A 15,324-nucleotide genomic window follows, 5' to 3' on the forward strand; every position below is an offset into this window, starting at 1 on the left:
ATATCAGAACAATAGTATAGATTATTTTCTTATAGTAATGAAATTTTGATATATTAAAAAGATACTAAAGTAAATACTTTCTAAAGTTAATATTATACAATCCAGATTTAATGCTTCGGAAATCTGTAAACAAATATTTTGTGATCATCCCCCATTTTCTGGGAACAGAAGCTTCTGCAATCTGGTAACTTCGGAGAGTCCTTTCAATATGTTTCTTTATATCATTTGAAATCAAATTTTCATGCTGTGCCCAATTATTGACTTCTCTCCAGAGCATAATTCTGGTGGATGAAGGTTTTATTTTACCAACGTCTACCTGTGTAATTCTGTTATTTTCATGAACTCCTCTTACTGCAACTGCAGTATTCAATAGCCCAGAATAAAGGCGGAGATAGAACGATAGTCTGAAGATGAATTCAGTATCCTGATGAAGTCTTAATTGAGTTTTGAATAATTGTCCTACTTTTGATAAAGCACTTTTCCTTATTGTTAATCCATCCAGACTAAAAAGACCAAAACTTCCTTTCATATTAAGAAGGCCGGGAAATACATCTTGGGGATTATGTCTTTTATAAACAGTGGTCAGGCGGTCTTCAAAAACCTTATAGTATTGTTCCCTAGCTTTTTCTGAATAATAGTGTACACCAATTGCTCCATATACCCCCTCAACATCAGGATTTTGAAAAAGCTCTTTTTCTGCATCAAAACGATTGGGTAAGTAATAATCGTCTGCATCTAAAAAGGCGATAAAATCACCTGTGGCATTTTGGATTCCCAGGTTTCTAGATGCTCCGGCACCATGATTTTGTTTATCAGGGTGCTGATATAATTTTACTCTGTCATGCTCTTCCACCAGTCTTTGACAAACGACCAATGCATTATCCGGAGATTTATCTTCCACAAGAATTACTTCAAATACTTCTTCAAACTGAAGAGCTGATTGCACAGCTTGAGAGATGTAATTCTCTGCATTGTAAACAGGTATAATGACAGATATTTTCATTATGATCAATTAATTTAAACAGGCAAACGATATAATATTATACAAGATTACGAAATTAATGAATATCTGAAGTTAATATTATATAATCCAGACTTTATACTTTCATAATCTGTCACTAAATATTTGATTATCATACCCCATTTTTTTAGTTTAGGGGCATTAGCAATTTCAAAACTGCGCTGCATTCTCTTGATATGAATTTTAATATCATCAGATATGGTTGCTTCATCTTTTGCCCACTTATAAGTTTCATTCCAGAGGATAGTCCTTGAAATTGCAGGCTTGGTTTTATTGGAATCTACTTTAGTAATTCTGTTACTTTCGTGTACTCCTCTCATTGCTATTGCCTGTTCAATAATTCCAGGATATAGTTCAAGATAATAAGACAAACGAAATAAGAATTCCGTGTCTTCGTGAAGCTTCATCGGTTTAAATAATGGATTTAGTTTTCTTATCATCGAAGCTTTTCTGATGGTCAGCCCATCCAAACTGAAGAGTCCAAAACTTCCAAGTTTATGAATTAATCCGGGAAAAACATCTTTTGGGCTATGTTTTTTATATACGGTGGTAAGTGAGTCTTTGAAAAGCTTATAATACTGTTCTTTTGCTTTTTCCGAATAATAATGAACGCCGATTGCACCATAAACTCCTTCTACTTCAGGATTTATAAAAAGCTTTTTTTCCGCTTCAAAACGATTGGGGAGATAATAATCATCAGCATCTAAAAAGGCGATAAAGTCTCCAGTAGATTTTTCTATCCCAAGATTTCTACTGGGGCCGGCTCCATGGTTTTTTTTATCCGGATGTTGGTATAATTTAACTTTATCATGCTTTGAGATTAATTCCTTACAAACTTCTAAAGAAGAATCCGGTGATGCATCTTCTACTAAAATCACCTCGAATACTTCATCATGCACTATTGCTGACTCCACTGCCTGAGAAACATACTTTTCAGCGTTATATACAGGAATAATTACTGAGATTTTCATTTCATCTATTTTTGATAGTTAAATCGATATTGTGTTTTTAATATATTGGGGTTTTTAATTGCTTCAATAAAGATATTATAATATTTTATGAGTCCTGTTTTTTGAGATAAATCAAAGGACTTATACTTTAAATAAATTTTTTCTTTGGATTCAGAGGAAATATTTTGTTGCTCAGCCCAATCATATAATGATTTCCAGAAAAGAAGTTGCCTTTGATTGTATTGAGGAGAATATTTAATAATTTTAGTGATTCTGTTGTCATCATGTATGCCTCGAATGGCGACAGGTTTATCTATAATCCCGGACTTTAAGTAACAATGATAAGTCAGTTTAATTATAAAATCCGAATCCTGGTGAACCCTTAGAAGTTCATTGAACCTGAGGTTATGTGTATCGATAGGATGTCTTCTTATAGTGAGTGCATTTAAGTGAAAAAACGTACCGAAAGTTTTAGGTGTTAATCCAAGAAGTCCTTTAAAAACCTCCATGCCTTCTGCGGGATAATTTACTGTGGTAAGAAAGGTATCATTAAACTTAGACTGAAATTCCTGTCTCCCCTTTTCGGTTAGATATTCTATACCAATAGCACCAAAGATCCCCTCTATTTTAGGATCTTTAAATATTTCTTTTTCGGCATCGAAACGATTGGGTAAATAATAATCGTCTGCATCTAAAAATGAGATAAAGTCTCCTGTGGATTTTTGCATCCCGAGATTTCTCGAGGCAGCAGCGCCATGATTTTCTTTATCAGGATGTTGAAGAAGGATGATTTTGTTGTTTTCACTAGCTAATTTTTTACAGATTTGCAGTGAATTGTCAATTGATTTGTCTTCGACTAAAATAACTTCTTTTACTTCTTCAAATTGTAATGCTGACTGAACTGATTTTTCTAAAAACTCAGCTGCATTATATACAGGAATAATTACTGAGATTTCAAGCATCATAATATAGATTTATTGTTATAAGCCCATAAAGCAAGCTGTAATAAATTCCAATGTTTATGATCGTTATTCAGAAATTTTTGAGCATTATCAAAATCAATATAGTCAAAGATTTTCTGATTAGGATCTTTGAGCAGGTCGTTGGAAAGGTTAATGAGTGACTCTTCTTCAAACCATGCCTTAATGCTCATTCCAAATCCTTGCTTATGCCGTTTTCTTATAGTCTCAGTCCAATACGACCCCATAGCTTCACGGAGTATGATTTTATCGTCATCATCTTTTAATTTCAATTGTTCCGGAAGTTGGATGCAAAATTCAGCAAAATCCATATCGAGAAAAGGGGTTCTAACTTCCAGCGAATTAGCCATTGCCATCCTATCGGATTTCATCATCATATTGCCAGGTACATAATTTTCAAGATCTACCCTCATAATATCATTCAGAGAATCAGGGTCAGGAATAAAACTATAAGACTGATGATAATCTGTTGAGATTCCCAAAAGCTTTTGTTCATTTTTATTAAATGCATTTCTCACAGAATTCTGATGAAAATCCAAAACAGAAGAATATTGTAGATTCTTTTGGGTAACAAAAGAAGTCTTTCTAAAATTCTGATAAAGCTTTAATCCAAATTTTGCGATGATGTTTTTATAGCTAAAATGATTTCTTAGTTGATCTTCAACTTTATAAAAATGGTATCCCCCGAATAATTCATCACCAACATCTCCTGATAGAACAACGGTGAGATTCTTTCTTGCGTTCTTACAGATTTCATAATGTGGGAGATAAGAAATATCAGCAAAGGGCTCATCCAGAAAGGGCGAAACTTTTAAAAGTGACGCTGCTATATCCTGTTTTTTTTCATGAACTTCAATGTGATTGGTGTTGTACTTTTCAGCAATCTCTTTTGCGTATTTCAGCTCGCTATCTTTATGATCATAGCCAAAACTAATAGTAGTTTGTTTAGGTAAAAACTCATTAACTAATGCAACAATAGAGGAAGAGTCGAGTCCTCCACTTAGAAAGCTTCCCACTTCCACATCTGCTATGAGCTGTTTTTTAACCGCATTTTTTAAAAGGTATAAAAATTCTTCTTTAGCATCAGATAAGCTTATAACTCTGTCTTTCGCAGGTAAATTATAATAGCGTGAAACTTCAATTTTTCCATCCTTCCAGATGAGTTGATGGGCTGGAGGAAGTGCAAAGATATTAGCATATATACTTTGATATGTGTTTACATATCCATTCTGGAGATAGTGTCCTAATGCATCAGGATTTACCTTAGATTGTATAAGTCCGGAAGCAAGGATTGCTTTGATTTCTGAGGCAAAAATAAATTCATTGTTATGTCCAATAGCATAAAAGAAAGGTTTTTCTCCAAAACGATCACGGGCGCAAAACAACTGTTGCTTTTGTTCATCCCAAATAGCAAATGCAAACATCCCGGGAAGATCATGAATGAGGTTTTCCTGCTTCCTTTGATACATGGCTAAAATCACCTCCGTATCGGAACTTCCATGGTATGGATACTCGGCATACCTTTTTTTGATGTCAAGATAACCGTAAATTTCACCATTCAGAACGATGCATTCGTTTTTTGTGTTGGAGTACATGGGTTGTATTCCATTTTCAGATAAATCGATGATTGATAATCTGCGATGTCCCAAAGCAATATGATCATAAAATTCATAATGGGAAGAATCCGGGCCACGATGTGCAATTGCATCAGTCATTTTTTGGATTTCTTCTGTATAATTTCTGGCATTATTGCTGATAATTCCTGCTATTCCACACATTTGTTTTGTTTTTTCATCACCATTTTGTTAAAAAAAATTCCATCTCTTGGGACTAATTTACGAAAGATTGAGAAAAGAAGGACCTTCCTGTTTTACCTTATTTCGAATATCAATAAGTGTTTTTTCCTCTTGGGATATTTTTTTATATCGGTGAGATAATTTTTTATATTCGGTTCTGTTCCCTAGTAAAAGGTTTTTGAAAATACTCTGTTTCAGTGATTTTTTCTCCAGTTGTAGAGCGTTAGGTAAGTTTGGATTTATAATATTTGTTTCAATACGCAGATCTTTATACTTATTGTAATCAATCTTATTCAGTAACTGTACTCCATCATGCACTGCCTTACTAGAGGGCACGAGGATGATCTTTTTTTTATGAAAATGAACCCGATTTACATATTCATTATCTTCGCCATAGTGGAAAAAATAAGGATTAAATCCGCCAACTGTTTCTATCGTTTGCTTCGGTAGAAGCCAATGTGCTGCGTTAATAAAATTGATTTCGTAGAAAGGTTTTATTGTTTGAAAATAAAGATCAGAGATTAATCTCGTCTTATCACAGTTCTGAGCTATATATTTATCTAAAAAAATATCCAGGTATTTTTCTGATCCGTCTACCTGCATTGGGCTTATAATTCCAATGTCGTTTTGATCGGGGTGGGTATTGTAGACTTGCAGGAGGTTCTTTATACTATCCGGATATAACCATGCATCCTGATTCATTAAATAAAAGAAATCTGCACCATCCTTATATGCTTTCTCAATTCCGATGTTATTAGCTTTTCCAAATCCTAAGTTTTCTGGGGACTGAATAAATTGTATTTCAGGAAATTTTTCTTTTATATATTCCTGTGTGCCATCAGTAGATCCATTATCAATAACAATGCACTGTACAGGTACAGAAGATTCTCTTAGACTTGTAAAGCATCTTTCTGCCCATTTCATGGCATTGTAGGTAACAATAATAAAATAAATCTTAGGTATCACTATTTTTTATTTTTAAATATACTTTTGAGCTAAATTATTTAAATAGACATCAGGTTTTACTCCTGAGAAAAAAGCATCCGTATTTTGGTCAAAAGTTACTTTATAAAAATCTCCTTCTTCGACCTCATCATAGTAAGCTTCCTGTTGTATCTGATCCTGAATAGCATTGACAATCTCTCTTAAGTTATAATAATAAGGAAATGCAAAATTGATTGTTTCGTTTTTTACAGATCTGCATGTAGTATCAAGAAAGCCTGAAATATCATCAATATCTAATAACAATCTTCTGGCATTACGGTGAACTGTAAATCTACTGTTATCTTTAATTTTTGTTTTGAGAAAGTTGAAAAGAGTATTGGGATTACCTCCTTTTCCTACAATGTTTCCAATTCTTAAGATAAGATAATTATTAGATTTATTCTTAATGTAATTTTCCATTTCAAGCTTATGTAATACATAATTGCTTTTCTGCTTTGATTGATCATGTACACTTAGAGTGGAAAAATATACCAATTTCTTTTCTTTATTATTTACAAGGGCGTTGCTTAAAAGATCAAATTCTCTTTTAAATTCGGTTTCTTTAGTTTCAAGGGAATTTGAAACACCAGAAGCAAAATAAAGAACATCTTCAGTATCAATATTTTTTAATGAATTAGCAATAAGCCCGTTTCCTATAATCATATTTTGTGTTTATTAATCTATACAAAACTATTGTTTTGTTTTTTTATCTGATATTTTTGTTTAATTGTTCTTCTGCTCCATTTAATGGTATGGTATAATTTGGTCGGAGTAAAGGAAAATTTAGACAAAACATTATAAAAAAAATAACCAATGCTCGCCTTAAAAAAATCGATTTTGCTTATCATATTTGAATAAGACATAAGGGTATAATAAAAATAGCTCTTAAGTTTTAATTGGCTATAATCTGAGTTATATTTTTTTATAAAGGGAATAATAGCAAAATCTTTTTTCATGACTTCTGAAGTTACATTTTTTGAAATACTGGCTCCAAATTGTCTGTAGGTACTCATTTGTTCCGGAAATATTTTTACTTTACCATAGCAACCTGCCAATAAATATAAACATCTGTCTGCGGAAATAATATCCGTTGGAAAGTCATCCTTTAATATCGATTTTCTAAAAAAAAAGGTGGATGTCTGACATATTTTCAGATCGGTTAAATCATCTTTTAACAATTCATCTCCCGGATGATCAGTAAAGCTATGGCTTGGGGTTGGAGTATCTTCATAAACAACCTTGGAATCTGCTCCTACAGCTGAAAAATCGGGATGAGATTCCAAAAAATCAAATTGCTTTTGAATTTTTGAATGGTCAATCCACAGATCATCTCCATCTAGAATAGCAATATATTTTCCTGAAGCTTTTGAAAAAGAAAATAGAGTATTTTTAACATAACCTAAATTGGGTATGTTTTTAAAATATTTGATTCTGTTACCTTTGGGGTGTGTGGTAATAAGTTGATTAATAATATCTTCTGTGTTGTCGGGAGAATTGTCATTGCATACAATAATTTCATAGGAACCGGAAAATTCCTGGGAAAAAATACTTTCCAGACATTCTTTGATATACTTTTCATGTTTATATGTAGTGATGCAAATACTGATATCCATAATGAGTTAGATTGTAAACAGGTCTGACAATTTCAAGTCTAAATATTTATGACGAATACATTTCGCTATATATATCTTCTTGTCAAGAAAGTTCATTGTTTTCAAATAAGAATTCCTATTTTTAATAAAGGCAGAATATATTTCTGTTTTTTGAGGATCCTCTTTAGGATTTATTTCCTGAAGCCTTTCAATAGATTTTAAATATGGCCATACATAATTTTTAAAATACTGTTGGTGTCTCGAAAGACTGGAGGGTGCCTCAGATTTCTCAGAATTATATCTGAGCCCATATACCTGACCAGGATGAAGTCTGTAGGAAGAAAGGGCTTTTGGAATGAATCCCAATTTATTTTTAATACTCAGTATTTGTACAATAAAATAATCATGAGCCATTGGAAAATCTTTGATATTGTATTTTTCAAGTGCATTTTTTCTTATGGCAAGTGCACAACCCAGAATAAAACTACCTTTACTTACTAATGAAACAAAAAGCTTATGCTCCCGAATGTCATTAATAATATTTTCGTGTGTTATATTTTTCCAATTAAGATATGATGGCTGAACACTATTTTCATCGATTAGTTTTAAATCATGAAATACTCCATCGGAATCAGGGTTTTTCTGGAAGAAAAGAATCGTCTCCTCTATCTTGTTCTTTTCCCATACATCGTCTTGATCACTAATAATTATGATTTCATTATTGCATAAATAGATCGCTTTTTCAAAATTTCTTATAAATCCTAAATTGGTTTCGTTTGTAAATACTTTGATAATCTCAGGATACTTTTTCTCATAAGTGCTTAAAATTTCAATTGTTCGGTCAGTAGAACCGTCATCGCAGATGATCAGCTCATCAGGAATCAAAGTCTGATGTAAAATGCTATCTAGCTGAGTGGACAAATATTTTTCACCATTGTATGTACACAGTGCTACTGATACCTTCATAATTTGAAAAATTTAAAAACTTTACTTACTAAAACATACCTTTTACTGTTTAAAATAGCTTTTAGGTGTTTGTTTTCGGAGGTTAACTTTTCATTAGCTTCAAATAAATTTTCAAAACTTCCTAGCTCCTTCGTGAAAAACTCTATATGTTTTCTATAGATTATATTGTGAGTATACAATTTCTTTGAATTACCATTTGCCGACATTTCTTTTATCATAGATATTTCTTTAATTCTATAATAAAACCCTACTTCTTTAATTTTGAAAACATCACCTTTTTCCTTCAAAAGAGAAATCCAGAAATCCCAGTCCTCCCATCCGTAAATAAGGTTAGTATCATAGCCTCCTGCCATCATCCAGTCCTCTCTTTTAAAGAAAGCAGAACAAAAAATCATGTTTTTTACGGCAAGCATCTTTCTGCTATAGGCCGGTAGTTCCCAACTTCCATTTTCTGAACCAAATTTTTCTGCTTCACAATAGATAATTGTATATCCTTTATTAAATTCTTTTGCAGCTAAATCAAGGTACCGGCTGCTTATTTTATCATCGGCATCCAATGGTAATATCCATGTTCCTTTTGAGATTTCTATACCCGCATTCCTGGCTGAAGATAATCCTCCGTTTTCTTTATAAATATACTGAAAACGAGGGTCTTTCTCAATCCATTTTTTTGCTATCTCTTCTGTGTTATCCGGAGAACCGTCATTTACAATAATACATTCCCAGTTCTCATAATTTTGATCAAGAACTGTTTCTAAGCATTCATCAAGAAATTGAGCCTGATTGTAGCATGGAACGATTATGGAAATTTCTGGATTCATTTTTTTTAAATGATTTTATTTAAAAGTTTAAATAATGGAACCGGTAGCTTATAATGCATGGCAGTATATAATCGTTTTACTTTAAAAGGATAATTTTTGTAGGCTTTGAGATATTGCAAAGGTAATTTTTCACCCGATATATAATGTTTCTGTGTTATTCCGTTTATTTTATCTTTTATATCACCATTTTTATCAAACATCATCTGAAGAATCAAGGTTTCCATCTCTATTCTTTCTTTTTTAGCAGAAGAAAGATTATTATCATGAATTCTGTAATAAGCTAGTTTTTGAGGAATGTAAGCTATGTAATAAAGAGCGTTTATCTTTAGCCATCTAAAATAATCCTCCACTAAAAAATCTGATTTATATTCTCCTGTATCTACAAGGGCTTTTTTTCGCATGAGAACTGTTAGGGCAGCAATTCTGTTGCTCTTAATTAATTGTTTCCTAAAAAGGTCTTTATCAATATTTCCCAGCGAGTTATAATCTGCGATATCCGGAATGCTGTTTGAATTTTCATCTACTCCATATGTGTCTGTGAATACCATTCCGAACCCATCACCTAGTCTTTCCAGTTCTGCTACACATTTTTCTATCGCTTCAGGATGGAGAAAATCATCGGCTGCAATTATTTTTATGTATTCTCCTTCTACAAGATTCATACAATTGTTCAGCATAGTTGAAAGGCCAGTATTTTTTTTCTGAAAATTGGTTTTGGCTGAATAGTTATTTTTTTTAAGCCAATTTTCATATACAGAAACTGAATCATCCGGTGAAAAATCGTCTGCAAGAATCAATTCTATGTATGGATAGGTCTGTGATTTAATACTATCCAGACATTCGTTAATATACTTTTCATGATTATAGCTACTAACTATAATACTTACTAACCCTTTTTTTTCCAAAATAATTATTCTAATTGTTCCTTTGCCCCTTCAATACCTAACAAACTCTGTACCTTTTCTCCGTGAGCATCTAAGGAATAAATAAGTTCTCTTTGATCTTTCTTTACCAGATAGATTTCAGATGGGACTATATTCGCATTGTCGATTTTCTTTGGAATCACTAGCTCTAACGTGTAGCCAGCAATAAATTTTTCGTTGAGGAAATCCGGTTTTATGTGAATTGTCGGATTAAGTGAGTCTACCGACACCCTGTTCAATTTAGTTGCTACTAACTTGGATGTTAATGGACTTAAACCAATGCGGAAAAGTTTACGTTGTTTAATATACTGAAATCCATTTTCTTCAAGGGTTACCGGATTATGATAAACCATTTTTTCGAGATGCTTAAGAAGTCCTTTGGAATTATAGATTGTTCCATCAACAGAAAAAGGATAAGACCAGTGATGAATAGCCGTATCGGTATAATAATCCCATTGATAATAGTTGTTCTTTTTCTCAAGATATGATGGTTGTCCTTCCAAATTTTCACCAACGTACAATCTGTAAGAAGCATTTTCAGGATTGGCTCTTATGATGTCAAACACTTCTTTCGGAATTGTAATATCATCATAAAAAACTCCATCATCTGTGTTGAACATTAGGAATTCACAATTGCTGTTGCGAATGATTTTTTGAAGTAATCCTTTGAAATTATCTCCGTTTTTATTAAATAAATTTTTTTTCTTGAAGAATTCCCAATCTTTTTTTGAATTAAGTGATTTGAAATAAGATAAATCGAAAATAACACTCTTTCTTTCAATAAAATTTACACGCTGTTCTGCATATTTTTTCTTAAGAAGCTCATATCCTTCCTTATGAGGTCCACTCGTATGATATAAAACAACGATTTTTGAATCTGTTTTAAAATGTTTTAAAGTAGATTGTAATAAGTAATCTAACTGAATCGCACGATTGTAAGAAAATATTATATTGAGAACCATTAGAATGCATTTAAGGTTTGTATAACTTTTAAAATTTCCCCATCTGTCATTACTGGGGAAATTGGTAAACTTAAAACCTCATTATGAATCTTTTCGGTAACAGGCAGACTAAGTTCCTTCCATTCTGAGTATGCTTCCTGATGATGAGGTGGAATGGGATAATGTATGAGGGTTTGGATTCCATTTTCTTCAAGATACTTTTGCAGCTTATCCCTATCTTCTGTTCTGATTACAAAAAGGTGATATACATGGCTGTTTTCTTCTAATTTATGTTGAGGGAGAATAATCTTTGGATTTATAATTTCCTTAAGGTATCTATCTGCAATTTTTTTTCGTTCGTAATTTTCTGCGTCTAAATATTTTAATTTTACAGATAACACAGCAGCCTGAATTTCGTCTAAACGCGAATTGTAACCACGATATTGGTTAACGTATTTTTTTTGAGAACCGTAATTTGCCAAAGTTCTCACACAAGTCGCCAATTCATTGTCTTTACAAGTGACAGCGCCGGCATCTCCTATAGCTCCAAGGTTTTTCCCTGGATAAAAGCTGAATCCTGCAGCATCTCCTAAACTTCCTGATTTTTTGTTTTTCCACAATGCTCCAATTGTTTGAGCATTATCTTCAATTATTTTTAGATTATATTTTTCTGAAATTTGTTGTATTTTCTCTGAAAATACAATACTCCCATATAAATGAACAAGTAGAATTGCTCTGGTCCGTGAAGTAATTTTTTCTTCTATTTTAGAAGTGTCAATGTTGTAAGTATTAAGATCTGGTTCTACTAAAACCGGAACTAATTTATTATCTGTGATGGCAAGGATAGAAGCAATATAGGTATTGGCGGGAACAAGAATCTCATCTCCTTCAGTCATAATACCAAGCTCAATATAAGCTCTGAAAATTAACCTTAATGCATCTAACCCATTTGCCACGCCAATGGCATGAGGAACATCGCAATATTGAGCAAGCTCTGTTTCAAATGTTTTTATTCTATCACCCAATAAATACCATCCGGAACGGAAAGTACTTAAGATGGCATCTTCAATTTCTTGTTGATGGGTAAGATTTATTTTCTGTAAATCAAGAAATTTAATCATGAGTATTTTTCTTTAAAAATTTTGCTGGATTTCCAACCCAGATTTCATTGGCAGGAATGTTTTTGGTAACAACACTCCCTGCTCCGATAAGCGAATTTTCTCCAATTGTCACACCTGCCAGTATGGTTGCGTTTGCACCAATAGATGCTCCTTTTTTTATCAATGTATGTTCCAGTTTAAAGTGCTTATTTTTGGATTTTGGAAACAGGTCATTCGTGAAAGTTGCATTAGGGCCAATAAAAACATCATCTTCTATTGTAATTCCATCCCAGATCTGAACACCGGGCTTTATTGTTACATTATTCCCTATAATTACCTTATTTTCTATAAATACCTGACAATTGATATTACAGTTACTTCCAATTTCTGCGTCTTTAAGAATGACGCAGAATTGCCATATGTAGGTTCCTTCACCTATGTTTTGAGATTGTACATCAGCCAGAGAGTGAATCATTTTTTATAATTTTTAAATTCCTCAAAATCTCTGAAATAATCTTTCTCATCATAAAGTTCAGATGCTAAACACAGGAGTACAGCATTGTGGCTAAACTTGATGTCTCTCCAAATTAGTTTAGGAATATAGAGGCCTTTCGAAGGTGAATCTAAAATGAAAGTTTCTCTATTTCCCTGAAGATCAAGCGTGTTAAATTCTATAATACCAGAGGTTGCAAATATCACTTGTTGAAGTTCTTTATGTGCATGACCTCCTCTTATAACATCCTGAGGAGTATAATAAGTCCAGTAAACTCTCTTTATTTCAAAAGGAGTGTCTTTTTGTGTTTCTGCAACAGTAATATATCCCAAATCCTGGGAGCCAATTTTAGAAAAATTTATGATATGTGGGATATCCATCGAATGAATATAATTAGTTAGTAATAAATTATTTCAAGTAAATGTATAAATTTTATATAACAAAGGATGTAATGGACTTTAATAATATGTTATCCAGATATCCATTATTTTTACATTTTCTCATAATTTACATTATGTGTGATTTTTGGAAATAAAACTCCTGGAGATTTAATTATTTCCCCGAATTGATTTTGCATTCCATTTACTTCAAAACCAAAAATTTGTGTTCTGAATGCTATGTCTGATCTATTAACACCCCAGAAAAAATCAAAATAATAGGAATCCTCATTAAGGGTATATGGAGGTATTTCAAATGTAACAGTATAATCTCCTTTTTGAGATTCTCTGTTAGTACTTAACATCAGTCCAGTACTCATTACTGTAAGATCGTGGCTATTTTTAAGAAGAAAGGAAAGATCAATATCGACATTCGCCATCTTTGACATAAAAGAAACAGTTACAAGGATACCCGACTTTATATTAATCATATCTCCATTAATTGGTTCGGTTTTGAAGGATTTAATTAAAATCTTTTCATTTTCAAGTTTTATAGGATCATCCAAATAATTGTAGAAAAATTTGGCTTCATTATTTTTTTGATATTCTATAATACATTTATTAATATCCCCTTGATTAATTAATAAGCCTTTATCTAATAATAATGCAGTGTTACAAAGCTCTTTAATAGCAGTAATATTATGACTTACAAAAAGTACAGTTCTTCCTTCTCCTTTGGTGACATCACCCATTTTCCCCAGGCATTTTTTTTGAAATTCTGCATCTCCAACAGCCAAAACTTCATCTACAATAAGAATTTCCGATTCTAAATGGGCAGCCACAGCAAATGCCAGACGTACATACATACCTGATGAATATCTTTTTACCGGAGTATCTATATACCTTTCTACGCCAGAAAAATCAACGATCTCATCAAACTTTCTTGTGATTTCCTTTCGGGTCATACCCAAAATTGCCCCATTTAAAAATACATTTTCCCTGCCTGTCATTTCCGGATGGAAGCCAGTTCCAACCTCAAGCAAAGAAGCTATTCTTCCTTGGGTGTAGATTTTTCCCGTTGTGGGTTTGGTAACTTTACTTAAAAGTTTTAATAGTGTTGATTTTCCTGCACCATTTCTGCCAATAATTCCTAAAGCATCCCCTTGCTTTGTTTCGAAATTAATATCTCTAAGTGACCAAACATATTCGGAATCTCCTTTTGAAGTTCTATCATTAGCTTCTCCAATTTTCAAATAAGGATCTTCTTTACCTCTTAACCTGTACCAGAATCTATTAAGGTCATGAGAAAGTGTGCCTGTTCCAACTTGTCCTAAACGATATTGTTTTGATATATTTTCTGCTTTTAAAGCGAGCATATTTTTTTAGTTTAATAATTATACAGTATCCATAAATGTTTTTTCAACCTTATTGAAAACAACAACTCCTATCCCCAAAAGAATAAGGATGATTATAGTACTTATTCCAAGCATCAATGGTGAAAAATCTCCAACACCTAACCATCCATACTTAAAACATTCAAAAATACCGGTTAATGGGTTGTAATAGGCTAACTTTTTAAAATATCCGGGTAGCGATGATACAGGATAGATAACCGGAGTTGCATACATGTATAAGCTTACACCAAAGCCCAATAGCATGTTAAGGTCTTTGTATTTTGTTGTAAGAGAAGAAAAGATCATACCAACACCTAATGCGAAAAGGGCCATAAGAACGACCAAAAGCGGAGTAGCCAAGATCCATATGTTAAAATGAATATCTCCTTTAGCGAGATAGTATCCCCAAACAATGATGAACAAAAAGAATTGAACACCAAGACGCATTAAATTTGAAATTACAATTGAAATAGGGGTGACAAGTCTCGGGAAATATACCTTTCCGAAGATAGCCGCATTTCCTGCAAATGTATTTGAAGTACCAAGTAGTGCACCTGAAAAATAGTTCCAAAGAGTAACCCCAGCTAGATAAAATAGCAATGGTGGTGCACCGTCTGTAGGTAAGTTAGCAAGTTTCCCAAAAACAATCAGATACGTAATTGTGGTGAAAATCGGATTAATAAAAAACCATATAGGTCCCAGAATCGTTTGTTTGAAACTGGATATAAAATCCCTTTTCACAAACATATAAATAAGATCTTTATATCTCCATACTTCTTTGAGCCTTAAGTCAAATAAAGTATGGTTGGCCTCAATGGTTTCTGTCCACTTTTGTTGTGGTTCATTCATTTGTGTTAAGTTTATGCAAATTTATAATAATTAATTTTCTCATAGTTCTATATATTATGAATTGTTATTCATGTAAAAACTAAAAATAATAACTAATATATTGATATTTATTATTATAAACAAAAGCTGTAATCATT

General features: G+C 32.6%; 16 protein-coding genes. All 16 read right to left on the reverse strand.

The genetic code is table 11. The features are described 5' to 3' along the window. Positions 1–64: 64 nt before the first annotated feature. Positions 65–1,003: a glycosyltransferase family 2 protein gene (locus MTQ00_RS17535; RefSeq protein ID WP_273650472.1), complete on the reverse strand. Its 939-nt coding sequence runs from the start codon at positions 1,001–1,003 to the stop codon at positions 65–67. 47 nt (positions 1,004–1,050) lie between these two features. Continuing rightward, positions 1,051–1,992, reverse strand: a complete 942-nt coding sequence (locus MTQ00_RS17540; protein WP_273650473.1) for a glycosyltransferase family 2 protein — start codon at positions 1,990–1,992, stop codon at positions 1,051–1,053. Positions 1,993–1,997: 5 nt separating this feature from the next. Next, a complete protein-coding gene (locus MTQ00_RS17545; RefSeq protein WP_273650474.1) occupies positions 1,998–2,936 on the reverse strand; it encodes a glycosyltransferase family 2 protein in 939 nt (312 codons plus the stop codon). Next, a complete protein-coding gene (asnB, locus tag MTQ00_RS17550) occupies positions 2,933–4,729 on the reverse strand; it encodes an asparagine synthase (glutamine-hydrolyzing) (protein WP_273650475.1) in 1,797 nt (598 codons plus the stop codon). Before asnB ends, MTQ00_RS17545 begins: the two co-directional genes overlap by 4 nt. A gap of 57 nt (positions 4,730–4,786) precedes the next feature. Beyond that, complete coding sequence (locus MTQ00_RS17555) at positions 4,787–5,713, reverse strand: glycosyltransferase family 2 protein (RefSeq protein ID WP_273650476.1); 927 nt, start codon at positions 5,711–5,713, stop codon at positions 4,787–4,789. Positions 5,714–5,725: 12 nt separating this feature from the next. After that, entirely contained in the window at positions 5,726–6,394 is a 669-nt protein-coding gene (locus MTQ00_RS17560) for a hypothetical protein (RefSeq protein WP_273650477.1), read from the reverse strand. Positions 6,395–6,411: 17 nt separating this feature from the next. Beyond that, entirely contained in the window at positions 6,412–7,344 is a 933-nt protein-coding gene (locus MTQ00_RS17565) for a glycosyltransferase family 2 protein (protein ID WP_172282331.1), read from the reverse strand. A gap of 6 nt (positions 7,345–7,350) precedes the next feature. Continuing rightward, the gene (locus MTQ00_RS17570) at positions 7,351–8,289 is read right to left on the reverse strand and encodes a glycosyltransferase (RefSeq protein ID WP_273650478.1); all 939 of its coding nucleotides are present in this window, start codon (positions 8,287–8,289) and stop codon (positions 7,351–7,353) included. Continuing rightward, entirely contained in the window at positions 8,286–9,110 is an 825-nt protein-coding gene (locus MTQ00_RS17575; RefSeq protein ID WP_273650479.1) for a glycosyltransferase family 2 protein, read from the reverse strand. The genes MTQ00_RS17570 and MTQ00_RS17575 overlap by 4 nt, the downstream gene beginning before the upstream one ends. A 5-nt stretch (positions 9,111–9,115) precedes the next feature. Further along, entirely contained in the window at positions 9,116–10,015 is a 900-nt protein-coding gene (locus tag MTQ00_RS17580) for a glycosyltransferase family 2 protein (protein WP_273650480.1), read from the reverse strand. A 5-nt stretch (positions 10,016–10,020) separates the two neighbouring features. After that, positions 10,021–10,995: a hypothetical protein gene (locus MTQ00_RS17585; RefSeq protein WP_273650481.1), complete on the reverse strand. Its 975-nt coding sequence runs from the start codon at positions 10,993–10,995 to the stop codon at positions 10,021–10,023. After that, the gene (locus MTQ00_RS17590; protein WP_273650482.1) at positions 10,995–12,095 is read right to left on the reverse strand and encodes a DegT/DnrJ/EryC1/StrS family aminotransferase; all 1,101 of its coding nucleotides are present in this window, start codon (positions 12,093–12,095) and stop codon (positions 10,995–10,997) included. Before MTQ00_RS17590 ends, MTQ00_RS17585 begins: the two co-directional genes overlap by 1 nt. Beyond that, the gene (locus tag MTQ00_RS17595; protein WP_273650483.1) at positions 12,088–12,549 is read right to left on the reverse strand and encodes an acyltransferase; all 462 of its coding nucleotides are present in this window, start codon (positions 12,547–12,549) and stop codon (positions 12,088–12,090) included. The genes MTQ00_RS17590 and MTQ00_RS17595 overlap by 8 nt, the downstream gene beginning before the upstream one ends. Continuing rightward, on the reverse strand, positions 12,546–12,947 hold the full coding sequence (locus MTQ00_RS17600) for a sugar 3,4-ketoisomerase (RefSeq protein ID WP_273650484.1): 402 nt from the start codon (positions 12,945–12,947) through the stop codon (positions 12,546–12,548). Before MTQ00_RS17600 ends, MTQ00_RS17595 begins: the two co-directional genes overlap by 4 nt. A gap of 110 nt (positions 12,948–13,057) precedes the next feature. Further along, a complete protein-coding gene (locus MTQ00_RS17605) occupies positions 13,058–14,320 on the reverse strand; it encodes an ABC transporter ATP-binding protein (protein WP_273650485.1) in 1,263 nt (420 codons plus the stop codon). Between the two features lie 18 nt (positions 14,321–14,338). Next, entirely contained in the window at positions 14,339–15,187 is an 849-nt protein-coding gene (locus MTQ00_RS17610) for an ABC transporter permease (protein ID WP_273650486.1), read from the reverse strand. Between the last annotated feature and the right edge of the window lie 137 nt (positions 15,188–15,324).

Origin of the sequence: Chryseobacterium sp. B21-037, from assembly GCF_028570785.1 — a bacterium.
Taxonomy (GTDB): domain Bacteria; phylum Bacteroidota; class Bacteroidia; order Flavobacteriales; family Weeksellaceae; genus Chryseobacterium; species Chryseobacterium proteolyticum.